At 54.4% G+C, this 21,453-nt stretch carries 19 protein-coding genes; 11 read left to right on the top strand and 8 right to left on the bottom strand.

The genetic code is table 11. The features are described from left to right. Positions 1 to 71: 71 nt before the first annotated feature. From ABEA92_RS18590 to ABEA92_RS18600, 3 genes are all read left to right on the top strand, one after another. Positions 72 to 947 (top strand): DUF1206 domain-containing protein, encoded by an 876-nt coding sequence (locus ABEA92_RS18590; RefSeq protein ID WP_345685353.1) that lies wholly within the window; start codon positions 72 to 74, stop codon positions 945 to 947. 112 nt (positions 948 to 1,059) lie between these two features. After that, the gene (locus ABEA92_RS18595) at positions 1,060 to 1,239 is read left to right on the top strand and encodes a YqaE/Pmp3 family membrane protein (protein WP_345685354.1); all 180 of its coding nucleotides are present in this window, start codon (positions 1,060 to 1,062) and stop codon (positions 1,237 to 1,239) included. 250 nt (positions 1,240 to 1,489) lie between these two features. Next, positions 1,490 to 2,212, top strand: coding sequence for a CDP-alcohol phosphatidyltransferase family protein (locus ABEA92_RS18600; RefSeq protein ID WP_345685355.1), 723 nt, complete (start codon positions 1,490 to 1,492; stop codon positions 2,210 to 2,212). An 80-nt stretch (positions 2,213 to 2,292) separates the two neighbouring features. Here ABEA92_RS18600 and ABEA92_RS18605 read toward each other — a convergent pair whose 3' ends face one another. The 3 genes from ABEA92_RS18605 to ABEA92_RS18615 all read right to left on the bottom strand — a co-directional run bounded on the left by ABEA92_RS18605 (position 2,293) and on the right by ABEA92_RS18615 (position 5,942). Beyond that, a complete protein-coding gene (locus tag ABEA92_RS18605; protein WP_345685356.1) occupies positions 2,293 to 4,371 on the bottom strand; it encodes a catalase in 2,079 nt (692 codons plus the stop codon). 195 nt (positions 4,372 to 4,566) lie between these two features. Further along, positions 4,567 to 5,589, bottom strand: a complete 1,023-nt coding sequence (locus tag ABEA92_RS18610) for a YheT family hydrolase (RefSeq protein WP_345685357.1) — start codon at positions 5,587 to 5,589, stop codon at positions 4,567 to 4,569. Between the two features lie 5 nt (positions 5,590 to 5,594). Beyond that, positions 5,595 to 5,942: a DUF4235 domain-containing protein gene (locus tag ABEA92_RS18615; protein ID WP_345685358.1), complete on the bottom strand. Its 348-nt coding sequence runs from the start codon at positions 5,940 to 5,942 to the stop codon at positions 5,595 to 5,597. Between the two features lie 497 nt (positions 5,943 to 6,439). Between ABEA92_RS18615 and ABEA92_RS18620 the strand changes: the two genes are divergently transcribed. After that, a complete protein-coding gene (locus ABEA92_RS18620; RefSeq protein ID WP_345685359.1) occupies positions 6,440 to 8,593 on the top strand; it encodes an ATP-binding protein in 2,154 nt (717 codons plus the stop codon). A 233-nt stretch (positions 8,594 to 8,826) separates the two neighbouring features. Then, entirely contained in the window at positions 8,827 to 10,041 is a 1,215-nt protein-coding gene (locus ABEA92_RS18625; protein ID WP_345685360.1) for an App1 family protein phosphatidate phosphatase, read from the top strand. Positions 10,042 to 10,271: 230 nt separating this feature from the next. Here ABEA92_RS18625 and ABEA92_RS18630 read toward each other — a convergent pair whose 3' ends face one another. After that, positions 10,272 to 11,198, bottom strand: coding sequence for a YihY/virulence factor BrkB family protein (locus ABEA92_RS18630; protein ID WP_345685361.1), 927 nt, complete (start codon positions 11,196 to 11,198; stop codon positions 10,272 to 10,274). 220 nt (positions 11,199 to 11,418) lie between these two features. On the opposite strand from ABEA92_RS18630, the gene ABEA92_RS18635 reads away from it, so the two are divergent. Further along, positions 11,419 to 12,696, top strand: coding sequence for an AI-2E family transporter (locus ABEA92_RS18635; protein ID WP_345685362.1), 1,278 nt, complete (start codon positions 11,419 to 11,421; stop codon positions 12,694 to 12,696). 25 nt (positions 12,697 to 12,721) lie between these two features. On the opposite strand, the gene ABEA92_RS18640 is transcribed toward ABEA92_RS18635, so the two are convergent. Both ABEA92_RS18640 and ABEA92_RS18645 read right to left on the bottom strand, forming a co-directional pair. Beyond that, positions 12,722 to 13,195: a nucleoside deaminase gene (locus tag ABEA92_RS18640; RefSeq protein ID WP_345685363.1), complete on the bottom strand. Its 474-nt coding sequence runs from the start codon at positions 13,193 to 13,195 to the stop codon at positions 12,722 to 12,724. Between the two features lie 103 nt (positions 13,196 to 13,298). Next, on the bottom strand, positions 13,299 to 14,483 hold the full coding sequence (locus tag ABEA92_RS18645) for an AraC family transcriptional regulator (RefSeq protein WP_345685364.1): 1,185 nt from the start codon (positions 14,481 to 14,483) through the stop codon (positions 13,299 to 13,301). A gap of 256 nt (positions 14,484 to 14,739) precedes the next feature. Between ABEA92_RS18645 and ABEA92_RS18650 the strand changes: the two genes are divergently transcribed. Further along, positions 14,740 to 15,951, top strand: a complete 1,212-nt coding sequence (locus tag ABEA92_RS18650; protein WP_345685365.1) for a DUF1559 family PulG-like putative transporter — start codon at positions 14,740 to 14,742, stop codon at positions 15,949 to 15,951. Positions 15,952 to 16,078: 127 nt separating this feature from the next. Then, positions 16,079 to 16,249: a hypothetical protein gene (locus tag ABEA92_RS18655; RefSeq protein WP_345685366.1), complete on the top strand. Its 171-nt coding sequence runs from the start codon at positions 16,079 to 16,081 to the stop codon at positions 16,247 to 16,249. A 136-nt stretch (positions 16,250 to 16,385) separates the two neighbouring features. Here ABEA92_RS18655 and ABEA92_RS18660 read toward each other — a convergent pair whose 3' ends face one another. Then, a complete protein-coding gene (locus ABEA92_RS18660) occupies positions 16,386 to 16,574 on the bottom strand; it encodes a hypothetical protein (RefSeq protein ID WP_345685367.1) in 189 nt (62 codons plus the stop codon). A 173-nt stretch (positions 16,575 to 16,747) separates the two neighbouring features. On the opposite strand from ABEA92_RS18660, the gene ABEA92_RS18665 reads away from it, so the two are divergent. Then, positions 16,748 to 17,194, top strand: coding sequence for a hypothetical protein (locus ABEA92_RS18665; protein ID WP_345685368.1), 447 nt, complete (start codon positions 16,748 to 16,750; stop codon positions 17,192 to 17,194). A 540-nt stretch (positions 17,195 to 17,734) separates the two neighbouring features. Beyond that, entirely contained in the window at positions 17,735 to 18,121 is a 387-nt protein-coding gene (locus ABEA92_RS18670; protein ID WP_345685369.1) for a hypothetical protein, read from the top strand. A 635-nt stretch (positions 18,122 to 18,756) separates the two neighbouring features. Here the strand turns inward: ABEA92_RS18670 and ABEA92_RS18675 are convergent. After that, positions 18,757 to 19,485 (bottom strand): hypothetical protein, encoded by a 729-nt coding sequence (locus tag ABEA92_RS18675; RefSeq protein WP_345685370.1) that lies wholly within the window; start codon positions 19,483 to 19,485, stop codon positions 18,757 to 18,759. 250 nt (positions 19,486 to 19,735) lie between these two features. On the opposite strand from ABEA92_RS18675, the gene ABEA92_RS18680 reads away from it, so the two are divergent. Next, complete coding sequence (locus ABEA92_RS18680; protein WP_425572459.1) at positions 19,736 to 21,250, top strand: sulfatase family protein; 1,515 nt, start codon at positions 19,736 to 19,738, stop codon at positions 21,248 to 21,250. The last annotated feature ends 203 nt before the right edge of the window (positions 21,251 to 21,453 follow it).

Genomic DNA, 21,453 nt, shown 5'->3' on the forward strand with positions numbered 1-21,453 from the left:
GCGGGCTTCGTGAATCCCACCGTGTGTGACTTCAATTCTCGCACCCCTCTCTTCTCTTTAGGTAAAACAATATGGCCACCACAGCTAGCCGGGTCGCTCCTGCATCCAATTCCATCACATGGCGAGGGTACAGAACCGCGTCGCTTCCGAGTGTGCCTCATTGGGTCGAGTTGCTCGGCCGGGCGGGGTACATTGCCAAAGGCGTTGTCTATTTCGTTGTCGGTTTTCTCGCGTTCAAGTTGGCAATCGGAGCTGGCGGTCAAATCTCGGGTGCGCGGGGCGCGATTCGCGAAATCGGCCAACAACCGTTTGGACGGGTTTTGCTTGGTTTGATTGCGATCGGTTTGATCGGATACACCGCGTGGCGACTGGTTCAAGCAGGTAAAGACACCGAGGGCGACGGTACCGATGCAAAGGGGATCGTGAAACGGGGCGGCTACGTGATCAGCGGCCTCAGCTATGTCTTGCTCGCCTTTTTCGCTGCATCCTTGGCGTTGGGAATTGCGACGGGATCAGGCCAATCGGATTCAGGCCAAAGTTTCCTGCTGGGATCGCTGTTTGGGCGGATCGTCTTAGGAATCATCGGCGGCGGTGTGATCGGTGCAGGGATCGCATTTGGCTACAAAGCCTACAAGGCAAAGTTCATGGAAAAGTACGACCTTGCCGCGATGACCGAGAAACTGCGATCGGTCGCGTTGTATGCGGGGCGAGTCGGACTGACCACCCGCGGAGTCGCGTTCATCATCATTGGCGGCTTTCTGCTCAATTCGGCCGTTCAGGGTACAAGTGGCGAAGACGTGACGGGGCTGGCCGACGCGTTGGCCGTGATTGCCGCACAGTCCTACGGCAAAGTTCTGCTCGCAGTCACCGGGTTGGGGCTGATGTGTTACGCGGTCCATTCCATCATGCGAGGATGGTTTCGCGTATTTAATGTTTCCAAACTCTAGTCATGGCACACCATTCGCGTCCCCTTTTTACCGACCGCATTTTCTGTTGAGTAATGTCACGAATTCGCCGGTCAAGGCTTTTCAAACAACGACTCAAACCTGGAGAACAACGATGGCCACCACCACCGTTAACGAGAACAAAGTACTGAAAATCATTCTTGCCTTTTTGTTGCCGCCGCTAGCCGTGTTCATGCATTCGGGATTGGGAACTCAGTTCTGGCTCAACTTGGTGCTCACGATCGTCGGATTCTGGATCATCGGCATCATCCACGCTTTGATCGTCGTGCTATAAAAACGAGGGTCCTGTCGACCTAAATTTCGACCAACCGCGATCCATGGACGAACGAGAGTGGTGGGGGCAGCGGACGGGCTTTTGTGATCGCGGCGTTGAACAACATCAACTCTCAGCACCGCAGTTTCACTTGGGTCAGTTCGCTGCTCTTTTTTTATGTCGACCGTCCTTAGTAATGTCGAATCTCCCTTCCATGTCGAATCTCCCACTCGTTTGAAACGCGATTTCACGCCGCAGTCCTAGTTTGTTCATGCATTCGAAGCCAAATTTCCGACGACGTGCGGCTGCCTATGGAGTCCACTTCTTTACCGCCTCGGGGATCATCCCTGCTGCTTTGGCGGTACGTGAAATCGCTTCGCCTGAGTGCGACCCACGTCTCGTTTTCCTGTGGCTGTTGTTGGCGACGTTGATCGATGCACTCGACGGACCCTTGGCGCGGATTTGCCACGTCAAACGGTTCGCCCCGAACATTGACGGGCGGACGATCGATGATTTGATCGACTATCTAACATTCGCCTTCATCCCGCTGTTGCTGATCTGGCGAATGGAGTGGTTACCGCTGGGCACCGGATGGACTGTGATGTTGGCGATGGCCGCCAGCCTGCTGGGATTCGCGCATGTGCATGCGAAAGATGAAGAGCGTGGCTATTTTCGTGGTTTCCCTTCCTACTGGAACGCATTTGCGCTGTACGCCGGTGTTTTCAGTACGCTGTACCATCCCTGGATCACCGCGATTGCAATGTGGTGCCTAACCGTGTTGACGGTGTTGCCGGTGTGGGTGATCTATCCCAACTTGGCACCCCAGCGGTGGCGGGTACCGATCTTAGGCGGTGCCTTGCTCTGGACGCTCACCATGCTCGCGATCCTGTGGCAATACCCACGTCCCTCGACAACGCTGTTGCTGGTTTCGTTGGCATACCCTGCGTTCTATACCTACGCATCGTGGAAGTGCCGTCGCAGTGAGACGGTGTGAGTCGAAAGTCTTGACGACTTTCGCTACGCAAAAAGAGGCGATCGCGAATCGTGGGCATCCTTGCCCCGGCTCGCTACCGATCACATCGAACGCACGTTGGGCTCGCGATCCCAGATTCGATACTCTTTCGCTTGTTGGACAAATTTGTCCAACTTTCCGTCGCTGACGTCGACAATCCCGTCGTCGGCATCGAGTGCAACCGATGCTTTCTCAAACAAGCGAGTTGCCGTCTCGGTATAGCCGATCACTTTCAGATGAGCAAACGCGTTGCGGATCCAGTCCACTGCGTCGGCTTCCTTTTCAAGCTCGTCCGCTTTTGTGGGGGCCACGATGATACAGTCGAACAGCACCGAGGGAGCTCCGGCCAAGAAATGCTCTGGCATCACTTTCTTTCCTCCGCTCGTTTCAATCTCGCCCGCACGCGGAGCAACGATCGACAACATTGCTCCTTCGGCATTCGCGGCTTCGCGAATCGCCGTCAACAATTTGTCATCGACGCCTGCCGTGATCAGCAGTCCGATCTTTTTGCCCGACAACGTTTTCGGTGCTGCAGCGTATTGTGACAAAGGTTTGGAGGGATCGGGATCACCAACGCTGACACGAGGTTTGATCGAATCGCCCTGCCCCTTCATCCCAAGCGCAGTTGCCACCTGCTCGGCCAAATTCTTGTCAACGTTCTTTAAGTGCCCGAGCATGCGGGTACGAATCTTGACGACGTCACATTTGCCTAATTCAAACGCGAATCCGCCGACAATGTGTCGCTGTTCGGGTTCGGTCATCGATTTCCAGAACAACCGGGCCTGCGTGTAGTAGTCCGCAAAGCTCTCGGGGCGGATCCGCAGTTTCTTTCCCGACTCTTCCGCTGCAAACGTCGTGAAACCCGCCTTGGGATCTTCTCGCGGTTGCCCGTCGTCCAACGAGTTTGGTTCGTTAGCGACGCGTCCCGTCGGCACCTCGGTCTGCATATGACCATCTCGCTGGAAATTGGCAAACGGGCACTTGGGTTTGTTGACGGGAATTTGATGGAAATTGGGACTGCCCAATCGCGATAGCTGCGTGTCCAAGTACGAGAACAGCCTTCCTTGCAGTAGCGGATCGTTGCTGAAATCGATCCCAGGAACCACGTGCGAAGGGCAGAACGCAACCTGTTCGGTCTCGGCAAAGAAGTTGTCGACATTTCGGTTGAGCACCATTTTCCCCAGTGGCGTTAGCGGCACCAATTCCTCGGGAATCAGCTTGGTGGGGTCGAGCGCGTCAAAATCAAATTCCGCCGCTTGCGATTCACTAAACGCTTGGACCGACAATTCCCATTCTGGGAAATCTTTGGCTTCAATCGCATTCCACAAATCACGACGATGGAAGTCGGGATCCGCTCCGCCGATCTTCACCGCCTCGTCCCAGATCAACGAGAACGTGCCTAGTTTGGGACGCCAATGAAATTTGACAAATTTTGATTCGCCCTTCTTGTTGATCATCCGGAACGTATGGACGCCAAACCCTTCCATCATACGAAACGATCTTGGGATGGCGCGGTCGGACATGATCCACATCAACATGTGCATCGCTTCGGAATTGAGCGAAACAAAATCCCAGAATGTGTTGTGTGCAGATTGAGCCTGCGGGAAGTCGCGATCGGGTTCGGGTTTAACGCTGTGAACCAAATCGGGGAATTTGATCGCATCTTGAATAAAGAACACCGGTATGTTGTTCCCCACCAAGTCGTAATTGCCTTCGTTGGTGTAGAACTTGACCGAGAAACCGCGTACGTCTCGTGCGGTGTCAAACGAACCGGCGCGACCAGCAACCGTCGAAAATCGGCAAAACACCGGAGTTTGTACCGACGGATCCTGCAGGAACCCGGCCTTGGTCAAACCCGCATGTGATTTGTAAGCCTGGAAATACCCATGGGCGGCGTATCCTCGGGCATGAACCACACGTTCGGGGATGCGTTCATGGTCAAAGTGCGTGATCTTTTCACGCATGATGTGGTCTTCGAGCAATTGGGGACCGCGTTCACCGACGGTCAACGTATTTTGATCATCGGCGATGACAAGCCCTTGATTGGTCGTCAAGCGGACACCGTCGCTCGCAACCGTTTGGTGCGGTTCGCCTCCGTGGCCAACCAGAGTTTTGCCGGTGGATTGGTTTTGCTTTGCCATGGACAGGGGTCTTTCTAAGTGAGCGGCAGGAAGTAGTATTGGTACGGTTTGTTCGAAACGTTTCACCGCGATCCGTTGCCACCTGAAAATGCAAGCGGCTTTGGCTAATACGCAAAAGCACGAATCGGAGGAAGCGTTTTGGCGGCGCGGATCGCCGCACTTGAACCGCTCGAATTAAGCAAACGGTGTTCCGCACTAAAGCATTGCGTCAAAGAAGCGAACGGTCGCCCGTTCGTGCCAGCGTTTTCCCTGGCGATCCAGAAATCCGGTGTGGCCTCCCGATGCCGCCAGCGCCGGATACAGAGGCCCGCTGGTGGTCCACTGCCGATCAGTAAAGACCGCTTCATCGACCACCGGATCATCCGAGGCGTGAAAAAGCAGCGTCGGCGTTTTGATTTTATCGAGCACGTAGATTGCCGAGTTCTGTCGATAAAAGTCCTTGGCACCGTCATAGCCCAAGTGTTTTGCGGTGAATTGGTCGTCCAACTCCCAGACCGAGGATGCCTCCTGAATGGCCCTACGCTCATCGTCGGTCAATTCGGCGCTCTCTCGCAGCAATTCCTCACGCTGCTTCTTTAGCAGGTAGCGATCAAAGATCCGGTTCAATCCGTTCCTAAGGTTCATCGAGGTCGTTTCCATGTCCAGCGGCGCCGACACCACGCTGGCCGCACGAAACGCAGCGTCACCCTCGGTTTCGGCTAGGTATCGCAGCAGAACATTGGCTCCCAAAGAAAATGCCACTGCCGCCAACCCGTTCTGCGTCCACTCGGGCCGCTGTTCACGCAGGTACTTTACCAGCAGCGCGATATCGTCGGTGTAGCCAGGATGGTGGAAACGCATGCAATTCCGCGCCGAACTGCCCGCGCCACGATTATTCCACAGCACGACTGGATAATCCGCCGCTAACAATCGCTCGGCCATCGACCGCATGTACCCGCTTTGGGCATGGCCACCCATCCCGTGAAATAGAATCACGGTCGGCTTGCTGGTTTCGGCCGGGGCAGGAAAGTAGAACCCGCTCAACACGTCGGGAGGCGTTTGGTCGCCGGGGACATCAAATGCGACACACCCGTCGTGGCGGTCGACGTCCAGTTCCGGACGTAGTGTCTTGATGGACAGCGTTTGCAACCAACCTCCGGGCCACCAGCGGTGTGGCTCGAACGGATCGAGCCACTGAAAGTTCGAGATTGCGAATTTGTCCGGAGGTCGTTGCGACACCGGCGTTACGCCCTCCAACTACGGTAAGCACCGCTGCTGGCACGCCGCGAGGCGATTCGAGCCAGGCCAACGACCGCGCCCGACGCAGCACCCCACAACAGTGCATCTCGCCACGCCACCTCGCGCGACGTCGGATTCTTTGGCGGGTCTCGGTCGAGCGTGGCTTGCCAAACCGCTTCGAGCAGATGACGGGCAACGAAGGTTGCTCCGATCGCGGCAGCGTAGGTGACCAAGGATTCACTGCGGCCGATTCCGGGATTGCGACCATCCGGTTCGTCGCGACCGGTGTACTCACCTACTTTATTGCGAAGGTCATCATAATGTTCTTGAATCGATTCCATCGTACTGGACATAACGTCTCTTTCGTCGAGAGGATTGCGTGTAAAATAAGCCAATCACCGTGACATCCGATGGACCGCACCGTTTGCGACGCGCGACCATGCACGGCGGCGTATCGTTGACTCGTTGTGAACTGTACCTAACAAAGGTCGCAATCAACGTGCCACGATCGGTCCTTCGCGGATTCGAGTTCCCACGTCGCCGCGAAAACTTTACAATGATGGCGTTTTCAAAACGCTGCCGACATCCGCGCGGTCGATCGCCGTCCACGCTGGTCAATTTGCATTCATTGTGTGCGTGCTGCAGGATCAGAGTGTCGGTGACGTGATCATCCTCGGGGCATGATGATCGCCGGTCCAAGGGTTCATTCTCAGTTCAAATAGGTAACTGTTTTGGGTAGTGACGCGACAAGGTTGTCGTGGTCGCTTCCGATTGGTTAAGGTAAACATCGATCTACAAGCTGCGATGCGGACAGAAATAGCCGGCATCCCGCGAACACAATAGGCGTGAAATGCAACAAGCGAAACTGAGCGATGAGCGGTTACGATTGGCGTTATCATTAGCTGACGTTGGGGTGGTCGATATCGATTACCGATCCGATACCGCGGTGGCGGATCCCAAAGCAGCGGAGCTGTTCGATGTCCCCTTGGGACAAACGCTCTCACGCAGCGTGCTGTGGAATCGCATTCATCCAGAGGATCGTGCGAAGCTGGAAGTAGCCTGGGAGGAACCCTCACTTCGTGATTCCGAATTTTCGGCCGAATTTCGGGTCGTGCATGACAACGGCGAGGTTCGTCGTCTATGCGTTCGAGAAAAGGCTTTCGCAAGCACGACTCCTGGTGCCGATCGAAACGACTTCGGCGTGCTGGTGGTTCGTGACCAGCCCTCGGCGGCGGGACTCGTCGAAACCGGGGCCATTCAGCTGCCCCAGCACCGCGTGGCCGATGGCAGCCATAGGGTGAATCGCAGCGTGTCCTCCGATCCGCCAGATTCGCAGAGCGACGAAAAGCCAAGCGTCCCTGCGGAATCCGAATTCTTTCAACGAGCTCACCAGATCGAAGACACAAACCGAAAACTGCGTGAAACGCTGCAAAAGTTGCGAGAGAGTGAAAGTCGACTCTTGATGGCGGCCGAAACGACTGGCTTTGGCACGTATGAATACAACATTGAAACGCAACAAAGTGTGTGGTCGAGCCAACTGTATCGGATCTTTGGCATCGACGAAGGAACGCCGTTAATCGGAAGCAAATTATTAAACCACATTCATGAAAAGGATCGTGATCGCTTTTTGCGTCTCTATCACAAGGCGATTCAGCCGGGGGCATCAGAGCGACATTCGATTCAATTTCGCATCGTCCGTCCTGATGGCGAGGTGCGCTGGGTGGTCGATTCAGGTCGCGTCTTGTGCGACAACGCAGACGACCCGCAAAAATCGCGTCGTTTGATCGGGACGTTGCAGGACATCACCGAACAGAAAGATTTTGAACAATCCTTAAAACGTGCACGCCGAGTCGCCGAAGCGGCCAACCGTTCGCGAGGCGAATTTTTGGCCAACATGAGCCACGAAATTCGTACGCCCATGACTGCGATTCTTGGCCACGCCGACATCTTGAAAGATCACCTTCGAGACCCCGACAATGTTCAAGCCGTCGAGACGATTCGTCGTAACGGTGCCTACCTGTTAGAGATCATCAACGATATCCTCGATTTGTCCAAGATTGACGCGGGCAAACTCGAGATTGAACAGGAACGGATTCAATTGGATTCGCTGGTCGCCGACATTCGGTCGTTGATGGACGTGCGAGCCAAGGAGAAGGGGCTGCCGCTGTTGGTCGAGTTTGCTGGGTTGATTCCCGAAATCATTGAAACCGACGCGGTTCGTCTGCGACAAATTCTGCTCAACCTGCTTGGCAATGCGATCAAATTCACTGATCGCGGAAAGGTACGCTTGGTCGTTCGTTATCTCGGCGACAAGAATCAGGTCCAATTTGATGTGATCGATACCGGCATCGGGATCTCGCCTGACATCCTGCAGACGCTGTTTCAGCCGTTTCAACAAGCCGACAATTCGTCAACGCGTAGTTTTGGCGGGACCGGACTCGGGCTCGCGATCAGCCGGCGTTTGGCGCAAGCGCTTGGCGGCGACGTGACGGTGCAAAGCAAGTTTGGTCACGGCAGCACGTTCAGTTTGACCATCCACGTGGGCGGCAGTGTCAAATTGGTCGAACCGCGTTTGGATATCTCCAATGATCCTGAAACCTCGATGCAGCATATCGAGTTGGATGGTACGGTGTTGGTGGTTGATGACCGCCGCGACATTCGCTTCTTGGCTCAACACTTTATTGAAAAAGCCGGTGGCACGGTCGTCACCGCAACCAATGGACAAGAGGCGATCGAGCTGCTGCAGTCGACGGATCCACCGCCAGTCCAAGTGATCGTGATGGACATGCAGATGCCCGTCATGGATGGTTACGACGCGGCACGACATCTTCGCGAGCATGGTTGCCAATTGCCAATCATCGCATTGACGGCCAATGCAATGAAAAGCGACCGTCAAGAGTGTCTCGACGCAGGCTGTACCGATTACAGCACCAAGCCGCTGGACGGAGTCAAGTTGGTTGCCATGATTGACCGTTGGATGGGCACGCTGCATTCGACGACTTAATCGTCAAATCCGCCGAGCAAGTTCACGATGACCGTGTTCTATGAAGTTTTGAAGTTGCGAGTTTTTCAAAACCAAGAAGCGACCCCATCAAGGCAAGTTCGAGAAACACAAAGGAACACGATTCGCTAGTGGAGCCTGTTTTCAAACGGCGATAATCACCGCGACTAAGCTCTCGATACCGCGAGAACGCGTCGTGATTTTTTGACTCGCTTCTGACAATGGCTGCTATCCCCATGACGGATCACGTAGAAACGCAACAAGATGAGACGCCGGAGTTCGACGCATGGCGTGACGTTTTCAAGGCGTGGTTAACGCAGACCGCATCGTCCGCGGATGACGTCATGGACTCGGGCGTGCGGCGACTTCGGAAACGACTTGGTCACAGTGGCGTGCCCGCAATTCAGCCATACATTGGTTATGCGGATCGAGATTCGATCCATCTACACGGCCGTGTGCTCACCAATCCACCGATCGATCCCGATTTTCAAACGGACCGGTGGTGGCACAATTTGTCCAATGCGATTCGGCGTTTCGCCAGCGACGAAGTACCCAATGTGATGCTCCGAGCGACCGCAGGCGGAACGGTGGTGACCACTCATAGTGACCGGGAAGGCTACTTTCGTCTTGAACTTCCGCGCGAACCGGGAAACGGTGCCCCACTATTCTGGTCACCCGCGATCATGCAGATTGTGGAATCGGGGCTGCCACGCCAATCCAGCAGCACCACGTGCGACGTGATGTACGTGCCTGATCACGCAAAGTTTGGCATCATCAGTGATATCGACGATACGATTCTGCATACTGGCGCCATCGATATCGCCACCATGGCAAAGCTGACGTTTCTAGGCAACGCGCGGACGCGTGCTCCGCTGTGTGGTGTGGCAAAGTTATACGAGATGTTGCAACACGACGGCGACCTCAACCGTGATCCGCTCAATCCAATCTTCTATGTGTCAAGCTCACCGTGGAATCTACATGATTTGATCGAAGACTTCCTCGAACTCAACGCGATTCCCAAAGGGCCAATCCTGCTGCGTGATCTTGGGTTCGATAAAGACAAATTCTTTAAGGAGGGGCATGAACACAAATTGGTAAAAACGCGTCGTTTGCTGCAGCAGTTTGATTCGCTTCGCTTTGTGTTGTTTGGCGATTCCGGTCAAGAGGATGCGCGTTTGTATGCTGCCGCAGCGAAGGAGTTTGGTTCTCGCATCCGTGCGATCTTCATTCGCGATATCGATCCGGACCAATCCAGCGAACATGATGCACGCGTTGATGTGCATGTTCGAGCGTCGCGTGATGCGGGGGTGCCGATGTACTTGGTCAAAGACAGCATCGAAGTGGCTCGGATCGCGATCGAGCACCAATTGTTTCCGCCAACAGTGCTGGACGAAGTGGTTGCGGCGACGCAGCGAGATCGCCAACGAAAAGAGAACTTCTTGCAGCCCTAAACTCGGCGCTGCTCGCTGCCGGGCAGCCGCCAACGCACAACCGCCTATCGGCCACGATGCGATCGACATGTCGTAGCGCCGATCGTCAATGGCTTGTTGTTTTAGTGAGCCGCGACGCGTGAGCGGCCGGGTCCCAAACGCTCCCCGGTGCCTTACTGCCCACGGTTCACCGATGCGATTTGCGTTTGAATTAAACCAACAAGCCTTTGACAACCTTCCGCTACGCATTCTTATGAATTTGTGGCGGTGCCGGGGCGCTCGATTTTCTCGACGACGCGAACCGCCTTGGGTTCGGGTCGGATACCGTCGCCATACTCGACGGCATAGACCTGGGTTGCTTCGGCACCGAGTAGCACGATCATCGCACTGTAGTAAACCCAAACCAACAGAACCGCAAGTGAAGCCGCGGCGGCGCCCAACTGAGCTCCAGGTTCGCTATACGAGAAATAGATCTGCATGACAAATCGCCCGAGCAAAAACAACACGGTTGTAATTGCCGCGCCCACCAAAACGTCACGCCATTTTACTTCCGCATCGGGCATGAATTTAAAGATCGCGGCGAAGATCACCAGAACCACCACGGCCTGAACTGCGAAATTGACCAACGATGCCACAATCCCCGACATGCCGATCATTCCACCGATCTGGTCACCAATTCCCGCAAGCACCGAGGAAACGACTAGCGACACGAGCAAGATGAACCCGAGTCCCAATATCATTCCAAACGAGAGGATACGCTTCATCACCATGTCCATGATCCCCGTATTTTTGGGATCCGGTTTCACTTCCCACACCTGATTCAGTGCGGCTTGCAGCGCCGCGACGACACCAGTGGCACCGACCACGATCCCTGCAAAGCTGAGCAGCGTCTTCCACCACTTACCGCCAGATTGTTCGTGATTCTCGATGATTGTCGAGATTTGTTCACTTGCTGCTTGGTTCCCCATCATCTGTGCGGCCTGAGATGTCAGCAAGCCTTGAGCCTTCTGTTCTGCTTTCTCACTGTCGTACATCACCGACATCCCAAACGTCAGTACGGTCATCAGCAGGTACAACAGCGGTGGCAGCGCGAATGCGGTGTAATAGGCCAACGCCGCCGCGAGCGTGGTGCAGTTGTCTCCCGAGAATTCGGAAAATGTTCGTTTCAGGAAGTTCATGATACGTAAGTCCCGTAGGCATCTAGTTCTGGTTAACGAACTTACATCCGTCGCAAATCGCGCGCCATAGCGGTATGTCGTTTGCATCGGTCTGAATTGCCGTCCCGTGATGCACCGGTTGAACAAACGTGCGTGTTGCGAGATCGATGGGCAGCCAATTTTTCGCGTTTCGGCGGTGCTCGCAACGTGGTCAAACCAAACTATCCAGGATTTAGCGACAATGCCTGACATGCCAAGCAGCGACACCAATCATGCTTCTGTTGCAGCGGATCGCCACCGAATCGATCGCCCCGCCAATCACGTTACATCGAACGATTCCGGAGCCACCAAACAAGTCGTAGCGGCACCACGATCGGCCACTTGGTTGCTCGAAGGAACCGAGACCGATCAGAAATTGTTGCTCGCGTTGGTCGCATTGATCGCGGTCACCTTGGTTTGTGGCACCTTGTTTGTCGCCAGCAGTTTGTTTGTTCCCATCGTCATCGCCACGCTTGCCTACCTGTCATTGCGACCGATCGCCGCTCGCATGTGCCACTGGGGATTATCGCAGACCATCGCCAGCGGATTGCTAATTCTGGGGATCTTCGTGACCTTGGGCGTTGTCGCCGGGATGTTGTATTCGCCGGCGCAAACCTGGATCGCATCGACGCCAGAAAGCATCAGTAAGATCAAGGCGAATTTTGCCGCGATCGAAGAACCGTTGACGGTGCTCGATCGGGCCGAAGAAGAACTCGACAAAGCTGCCCCCACCGCAGACAAGGAGCCTACCGTAGAGGTTTCGGTAAAGAAACCACGCATCCTTGACCGTAGCGTGTTGATTAATAAAACGGGGCGATTTCTTGCCTTCATCGCAGCGGTTGCCGTGCTGACGTTCTTCATGCTGTCGTCTGGTGACGATCTGCTCAACCGGGTGCTCAATGTGATGCCCGATGAACATAGCCGTCACGAGCTGCTGGAAAAAATTGGGGACATCCAAGAGTCCGTCGGCAAGTACCTTGCTCAGATCACTTTCATCAACGTTGGACTTGGGGTCGTGGTGTCGCTTGTCATGTGGGCCATTGGCATGCCGACTCCGGTGCTATGGGGAGTTTTGGCCACGCTCTTCAATTTCATTCCGTACGTAGGTGCGTTGGCCGCAACCGCGTTCGTATTTATGGCTGCGGCGAGCACGTTTGATTCGCTGCTTCGCCCCGTGTTGACCGCGGCTGCGTTCTGGTCGATCACTGCGATCGAAGGCCAATTCATCACCCCATCCATCTTGGGGAAAACTTTGCGGGTTGGCCCCGTGATCGTCTTGATTGCGGTGGCGTTTTGGGGGTTCCTGTGGGGCATCCCAGGCATCTTTGTCGCTGTCCCGCTGTTGATTGTGCAGCGAAAAATCTTCGCAAGCTTTCCACTCACCTTTCCGCTTGCGGCGGTCTTGGGCGAAGATGCGTGCCGGGTGGGGCAAGAGTGTGATCCCATCCAAGAAGACAAGCCCATCGCCGAAACCGCTTGATCGATTACAAAACCAATCCGACGAATCATCGCTTGGGATTTTGCAGCAGTAGTTGCGAACATTCGTCGGCCAAGATACCACCCTGGATCAACGCACTTGAGTTGGCGGAATCGAAAAAGGAGTGGCACCCCAGCCCCAACGTGCCGTAATCGGCCTGTTCAATCACGCGGGCAGGGGCGCCGTAGACGATCCGCGGAATTTCGGTCATCCCCGCAATTGCAGCACACATTGGACACGGCTCGGCTGAACTGATCAGCAGGCAGTCCTGCAGCGTCGTTCGTTTCAGTTGTTCGCAAGCGCGATCAATCGCACAGACCTCGGCATGGCGTGATGGATGCCCCGTCCGATTGACCTGGTTATATTCACATGTAACGGGATCGCCGTTAAGCGTATAGATCGCGGCGGCAAATGGGTTCTGGCCTGCTCGAACTCCTTCCCATCCCTTTTCCAGCACGGCACTCATCCACTCGATTAGATTCGCTTCGGTCGGATCGTTCATAAAAAAGGACTCGTCTCGTTGGCTTCGCGTAAATAGCGAAGCGGGAATGGGAACGCGGACAAACAACCGTCGTGTGCAGGAATCATGCCGATCGATGTCCGTATTAGCGTAGTCGTGTTTCCATTCGGTATCGCAACGGCGTCATCGCTGTTTCTCGCTTGAACATCGTTGCCATGTAGGCAGCAGTACCGAACCCCGTCGCCTGTGCGATATTTGCAATCGGCAGATCGGTTGACGCCAGCAGTTCCTTGACTCTCGCGATGCGAAGACGGTGAATTTCGGCAAGCGGAGGGCGTCCGAACACGTCGCGGAATTTGACTTGCAGACTACGCACACTCATCGGTACCGATTCGGCAACCTTCGCCACGGTCAACTCCGAGAATACATTTTCATGAATGAACCGGACCGCCTTGCACAACTCGGGGTCTTTGATCGCCAGCACTTCGGTCGAGCGACGAGTCACGATTTCAATCGGAGCGATTCGTTCCTCGTCGCCACGATCGGAACCGCCGTTCATTAGGTTCGCAAGCCGCTCGGCAGCGCGATATCCCATCTGCTTGGATGGGTTCAAAACTGCGGACATTGGCGGCACGGTCGTTTGTGCGATCAATGCGTCCTCGGCACCGGCCAACACGGCAACATCGTCGGGAACTTGAATATCCATGCTCCAACACGCATCCAACAATTGACACGATGCAGAGGTTCCCCAAGCAAACACGGCAATCGGCTTCTCTAGCTCTTGCAGCCAACTTTCGATTCGTTGACGCTGCTTTCGCCAATTTTCGCTGCCCATCGATTCGTGGCTGTAGTGAAACCGTTCCAGCGTTGCGACGTTCGCGCCGATCTGATGTTGAAAGGCATCCGCGTGTTTCTTGATGTACGTGTAGTGCAAAGGGCCGACGTAGGCAAAACGCTGAAAACCGCGAACCTTGAAATGCTCGGACGCAAGTTTTGCGGTGGCGTCGTAGTCAATCGCCACTCGCGGGAACGAGAATCCTTCGAGTTCGATTCCCGAGATGTTCACGACGGGGACCTGACGAGATTCTAAGTCGGCGGCAACCTTTTTGTTTGATACGCGGGCAATGATTCCGTCTCCGCTCCATTGACTTGGCAGTTGCGACGAATCTTCACGGCCGCGCGGTTCCACTTGCAACTGCCATGGGCCATGCCGCTGAGCGTAGCTGGTGACACCACGAATCAAATCTCGTCCCCACTCGGTCGAAGTGTCCACCAGCACCGCGACTCGCGGCATCTTGTTTTCCTTCACCGCGAGCTTTTTTTTCGCCAACTCGATGTCTCCCGTTTCCTAAACGCTATTTCGAAATGCCTTGGGACGGACACCACAACGTTGTGGCGATCGCATGCGCATATGCGAAGAATAAACTCGCATATGGTTATATCCTGGTGCCGACAGAATGTTAACATGGCTTTACCGCCAACGGGGGTACGGTCGCCCCGCACGCTCTAAGTTTGAGCTTCCAACGCACTCAGGCCACTTTTCTGGCGTTTCTTGTCTCTTGTCTTTTTTATTGAGAGGATTGGTTATGAATTCGAAACGGACACCTCATTCGGGGTTCACGTTAGTCGAGCTTCTTGTCGTGATCGCGATCATCGGAGTGTTGGTTGGATTGCTGCTTCCCGCGGTCCAAGCGGCACGTGAAGCGGCCCGGCGGATGAGCTGCAGTAACAACTTCAAACAGCTTGGGCTTGGCATCCACAACTATCACAGTGCGTACAAACAACTGCCCCAGCATGGTTCGGGAACGATTGACGAGAACATCACTCCGAATGTTCGCTCATGGCGTGCGACTAACAACGGAAACATGCTGCAGTTATCCATGTTGGTAGGGATTACGCCTTTCATTGAACAACAAGCGATTTGGGAAGTGATCTCCAATCCAAACGATTACGACAAAGACGGGACGATCGATTATCCGGCAATGGGACCTTCGCATGGCAAAATCAACTACGTCCCGTGGGTTACCGAATTGCCAACGTTACGCTGTCCAAGTGATCCAGGAACGGGTTTGCCAGCGCTTGGTCGAACCAATTATGCCGCGAGCCTAGGGGATTCCGGACGCCAGCTGCATAACGGGCCTCGCAATAACGCATTGCTTGTAAGAACGAACCCCTCGAAACACTCGCGTGCCGCCAATCGTGGTGCGTTTGTGAAATACAAGAAGACGGCGTTCCGCGACGTGTTGGACGGTCTTTCAAACACCATCATGATGGCAGAAATTGCGACGGATCTTGGTGACAAAGATACCCGCACGATCTCGAACGATGTGGGTGCCAAGGGGAACAGTGGTCAGGTGTCAGCGGCGTTGGTACACGACAACCCGTCGTATTGTTCGCAAAACGGGATGATTGATCCCGAGCGTCCGCAGTTCTGGTTGCCGACGCAAGAAACCGATGGCGCTACCACGGGGCGTGGTTATCGTTGGGCCAGTGCACAGCAGATTTACACGGCAATCACAACCATTTTGCCACCCAACAAAAATCTATGTGCCTTCAACCGCGGATCAAATATCGCGATGCTACCACCGTCCAGTCGCCACCAAGGTGGCGTGCACGTATTGATGGGCGACGGAGCGGTGAAGTTCGTCACGGATTCGATCGAAGCGGGCAATTCAACCGCTCCAGCCGTCTGGCTAAACGGTACCGGTGGTGCATCGCCGGGATCGAAAAGTCCGTATGGATTGTGGGGAGCGTTGGGCACACGTGCTGCTCGTGAAACGATTGACACCGAATTCTAAATCGTCGATTCGTTGACGATCCAAACCAGGTCCTGAAGCGAGTTTGCTTCGGGACCTTCTTTTTTACCATGCATCTCTATTTCACCGTAATCATCTACACCCCCGTTGTTTGATCTTGGAGTCTCGAATGATTCGCAAATTTTATCTGATCCTTAACTTGTTCTTGTTCGGTTGCGTAACGGGTTGCGGCGATTCAAGCCCCACCAACGTCATCGAAAATGCGAACGAACAAGCCATTGCCGACTACGAAGCCGAACTCGAACGAGAGCAGGCCATGTTGGAAGCGGACGAAGAGTAGAGACGCTGAGTGAGCCCGCTGGATGTTGGCTTGGAAAGCCGTGCGATTGTCGTCCAGCTTTCCAAGCTGGTAACGGTTCGTGGGCGGTTGTGTTCGAGGCAAGGTGCAAGTTGGCGAGTTGCCGGTCGTTGCTGTGTCACGCAAACGGCTTGGAAAGCCGAGCGACAATGTTGACGATTGTCGTCCAGCTTTCCAAGCTGGTGACGGTTCGCGGGCGGTTGTCTTCGAGGCGACGTGCAAAGTTGGCTCGTTGTCGTTGGTTGCTGTATCCCGCCAACGGCTTGGAAAGCCGAGCGACAATGGCGATTGTCGTCCAGCTTTCCAAGCTGGTAACGTTCGCGGGCCGTTGTGTTCGAAGTGACGTGCAAGTTAGCGAGTTGCCGTTCGTTGCTGTGTCACGCCAACGGCTTGGAAAGCCGAGCGACAATGTTGATTGTCGTCCAGCTTTCCAAGCTGGCAACGCTTCGCGGGCGGTTGCGTTCGAGGTGACGTGCAACTTTGGCGAGTTGTCGTTCGTTGCTGTATCTCGCAAACGGCTTGGAAAGTCGTGCGACAATGGCGATTGTCGTCCAGCTTTCCAAGCTGGAAACGTTCGCGGTCGGTTGCGTTGGAGGTTACGTGCAAGTTGGCGAGTTGCTGTTCGTTGCTGTGCCTCGCAAACGGCTTGGAAAGCCGTGCGACAATGTCGATTGTCGTCCAGCTTTCCAAGCTGGCAACGCTTCGCGGGCGGTTATGTTCGAGGTGACGTGCAAGTTGGCAAGTTACCGTTCGCTGCTGTATCTCGCTAACGGCTTGGAAAGCCGTGCGACAATGGCGATTGTCGTCCAGCTTTCCAAGCTGGTGACGGTTCGTGGGCGGTTGCGTTCGAGGCAAGGTGCAAGTTCGCGAGTTGTCGTTTGCTGCTGTGTCACGCTAACGGCTTGGAAAGCCAAGCGACAATGTTGACGATTGTCGTCCAGCTTTCCAAGCTGGCAACGGTTCGTGGGCGGTTGTGTTCGAAGTGACGTACAAGTTTGGCGAGTTTTCGTTCGCTGCTGTATCTCGCTAACGGCTTGGAAAGCCGTGCGACAATACAGATTACAATCGCTTCTAGACATTTACTCTCGAGCCCTTGGAGGCTCAAAACGCAAAATCATAATTTGATCTCAGGATAATCAAAGACTAGACTTTCATGTCGAACACGTCGCGTTAGCGGGGAAGAGCGGGATGGTCGAGCAGTTTGGGGAACTCTTTGATCCTACTGCGGAGTTTTGCCAGTGGGAACGCCAACGACCTCATCGGGTTCAACCGGCAGCCATCGTTTTTCTGACGATGCGTTTAAAAGATTCCATTCCCGCCGACGTACTACGACGCTGGCATCGAGAACGAATCGAATTTCTAACCCGCTGCGGGATTGACTGTGATGGAGACTGGAAGCTCGGGCGATCTCTACTGTCACGAAAACAGAGGAATGCATTCGACAAGCGGTTTCAAAGAGTCAGAGAGATGACATTGGATCAATGTTTTGGGCATTGTGAGTTGCGACAGCCTGAGGCTGCGAAAATTGTCAGTGAATCGCTGCAGAAGTTCCACCGCATTCGTTACTTCCTCGGTGATCTCGTGGTGATGCCGAATCACGTTCACTGCTTGGTCGCATTCGCCGATGAAACGACAGCAAGACGGCAACCGGGAGCTTGGATGCGTTTCACAGCACGAAAGATCAACCAAAAATTTTCAAGGTCCGGCGTGCTCTGGTTTCCAGAACCGTTTGATCATCTGGTGCGGAATGAAGACCAACTTTGTTATCTGCGAGAATACATTCGCGACAATCCGACGAAAGCGAAGTTGGCTGAAAACGAGTTTTTGTATCGAAAATCGAAGGGGCACTTCTAATTGTCGTCCAATGTTCCAAGCGGGCAACGCTTGACGGCGAGTTGCGTTCGAGGCGACGTGCAACTTTGACGAGTTCCCGTTCGTTGCTGTGTCACGCAAACGGCTTGGAAAGCCGTGCGACAATGTCGATTGTCGTCCAGCTTTCCAAGCTGGTAACGGTCCGCGGGCCGTTGTGTTCGAGGTGATGTGCAAGTTGGCGAGTTGTCGTTCGTTGCTGTGTCACGCCAACGGCTTGGAAAGCCGTGCGACAATGTCAATTGTCGTCCAGCTTTCCAAGCTGGTAACGTTCGTGGGCGGTTGCGTTGGAGGTTACGTGCAAGTTGACGAGTTGTCGTTCGTTGCTGTATCTCGCAAACGGCTTGGAAAGCCGTGCGACAATGTTGATTGTCGTCCAGCTTTCCAAGCTGGCAACGCTTCACGGGCCGTTGTGTTCGAGGTGATGTGTATGTTGGCGAGTTGTCGTTCGTTGCTGTGTCTCGCTAACGGCTTGGAAAGCCGAGCGACAATGACGATTGTCGTCCAGCTTTCCAAGCTGGCAACGCTTCGCGGGCCGTTGTGTTCGAAGTGACGTGCAAGTTAGCGAGTTGTCGTTCGCTGCTGTATCTCGCTAACGGCTTGGAAAGCTTGGCGACTATTTAGCTCGCGTTATAGATCTTCACGTCGTCGACGACGACGTTTCGGGGGATCGAGAGTCGCAGCATCCGTTTGGTCGGATGCGCGATCCCGGGCGATGCAAACGAGCCTACTTCCTTGCCATCGATCGACACGGTCAGCGTATCATCGTGGATTTTGGCTAGCACGGTGTACCATTTCCCGGTCTCCAGTTTGTGAGGAAATCGTTTCGTTTTTGTCTTTAGCGTCGCCTGCTGCTCGGCAGTGAGCGTTTTGTTTTGTCGTGCCTCGCGAATTTTCAGGTCCATTACGCCGGTCTTCAAATCGGTGATCTCGGTTTGCTTGACGCCGACCGTCACTTTAAACAAATGCCCCGCCCATACCTTCTTGTACTGCAGGTCAGCAAAATTTAGTCCCAGCGTGTCCTTTTCATTTTCGAGCATGAATTTCATCTGTACCGCACCGTTGCGGAATTCTGCAGGATGCGTCACCGAGACAGCATGATCGGCATCCTGGTGAATGTAGATGTACATCGCGCCGTCGCGAAGATCGACCTGCTTGTTTCCACCGGCGCGTGTCTTGCTGTTGGTTCCCCAGCCATTACCGACCTCGTCAATCTTTTCTTGCGATTCATTCCGCTCAAAGTCATCGGAAAAGATCAACTTGCCCAACTCGTCAGCGCTGGTGGGTAGCGAAAGTAGGGATGTCCAAAGTGAAATCGAAAGCGTGATGCAAAAGAATGTTTTGATCATGGGTGGGGTAATGCAGGTTTGCGTTTGAGGGGAGGCAAGGGAGCGGCAGGTGATTACGATCCTGCAGCAGCGAACGTCGCGGCGACATTCATCATCACGCCATTGTCCCACGCTGCGGTTCCATGATCAATGCTTGACGCGTTGCGAAATACAAACGGTCGCCGATTTCGACTACACTGTCCGGTCCGACGATTGATCGAAACACGCTCACCATCGCCCCCAATACTATCGATTTTTGAAAAGGGAATTTATGAGATACGCCGCTCTTTTGTTTGTGACCCTCTGCGGCTTGCAGGGTGTCGCGATGGCAGAGAAACCGAACGTGCTAATCTTGTACGCCGATGATCTTGGATACGGAGACCTTCGCTGCAACAACCCCGATTCGAAAATCCCCACGCCAAATCTATCGCAATTGGCAAACGCGGGCATGCGTTTCACCGACGGGCATTCTTCGTCGGGGATCTGCACCCCGAGCCGTTACGCCCTGCTGACAGGCCGACACCACTGGCGTGACTTCCATGGAATCGTCAACGCTTTCGGTGACTCGGTTTTCGCCCCCGAACGATTGACGCTCGCCGAGATGCTACAGCAAGTCGGCTATGACACCGCAGCGATCGGGAAATGGCATTTGGGCTGGGATTGGGAAGCGATCCGTAAACCCGATGCAGTCAGCGAGAAAAAGGGACGCAACAAGGTCTGGGGGCCCGAAGACTTTGATTGGAGCAAGGCGATTCCCGATGGACCTTTGGCTCACGGTTTTGATTCCTATTTCGGCGACACCGTCATCAATTTTCCTCCCTATTGCTGGATCGAGGACGATCACGTCGTCAAGGCTCCCGATACGATGATGGACACGTCCAAGTGGAAGCCGATCAAGGAGGGCAACTGGGAATGCCGTCCCGGACCGATGGCATCGGATTGGGACCCCTACCAAAATATTCCAACGATCACCCAGCGTGGCGTCGATTTCTTGAAATCACGTCAACCGAGCGACAAACCTTTCTTTCTGTATTTTGCATTTCCATCACCGCATGCCCCAATCATTCCCAACGATCAATTTGACGGGAAATCGGGCGCTGGACCGTACGGCGATTTCGTTTACGAGACCGACGACGCGATTGGTCGCTTGTTGGCCGCACTGGAGGAATCGGGCCAAGCGGACAACACGATTGTCATCTTCACCGCCGACAACGGTCCTGAAAAATACGCATACGCCCGCGATCAGAAATACGATCATTGGTCGAGCAAACCGTTTCGGGGACTCAAGCGAGACCTGTACGAAGGCGGTCACCATGTTCCGATGTTGATCCGATGGCCTGGAACAGTTCAGCCCGGTTCTACCAACACATCGCTGGTTTCGCAAATCGACATCATGGCGACCATTGCGGAGGTGGTCGATTATGAGTTGCCAGATGATGCGGCCGAGGATTCATACAGCTTGATACCGCTATTGAAGGGGGCATCAACGCCGGTCCGTACGACACACGTCCACAACACTCACGCCAACGGCTATGCGATTCGTCACAACGATTGGCTGCTGGTGGACACAAAGACCGGATACGTGAGCGGACGCAATCCGCAATGGGAGAAAAAACATGGCTATCCGGCCGATGACAAAAGTCCCGTTGAGTTGTATGACTTGAGCAAGGATATCGGTCAACGCAACAATGTGGCACAACAGCATCCCGAGGTGGTGTCCGAGTTGCAATCGAAGTTAAAACGGATACGCGAACAAGGCTTTTCAGCGCCACGAATCTCAAAGTAATCGCTTGGCTGAAAGGTAAACGCCAGCGTCGACGACGGAGTGTGACGGTCCGCCGGCGGTGGCACAGTCGTGGCCGCGAGTAGATAGGTAGATTCGAACAAGTAGATTCGAACAATGCTTCCGGAACCTATGGCGGATCGACGTCCGATAAATTTCGGACGTTCCCAGGATGCTTGTCACTCCGCTGTTTTTGTTCGTGATCC

The organism is Novipirellula caenicola (assembly GCF_039545035.1).
In the GTDB taxonomy this organism is placed as follows: Bacteria; Planctomycetota; Planctomycetia; order Pirellulales; family Pirellulaceae; genus Novipirellula; species Novipirellula caenicola.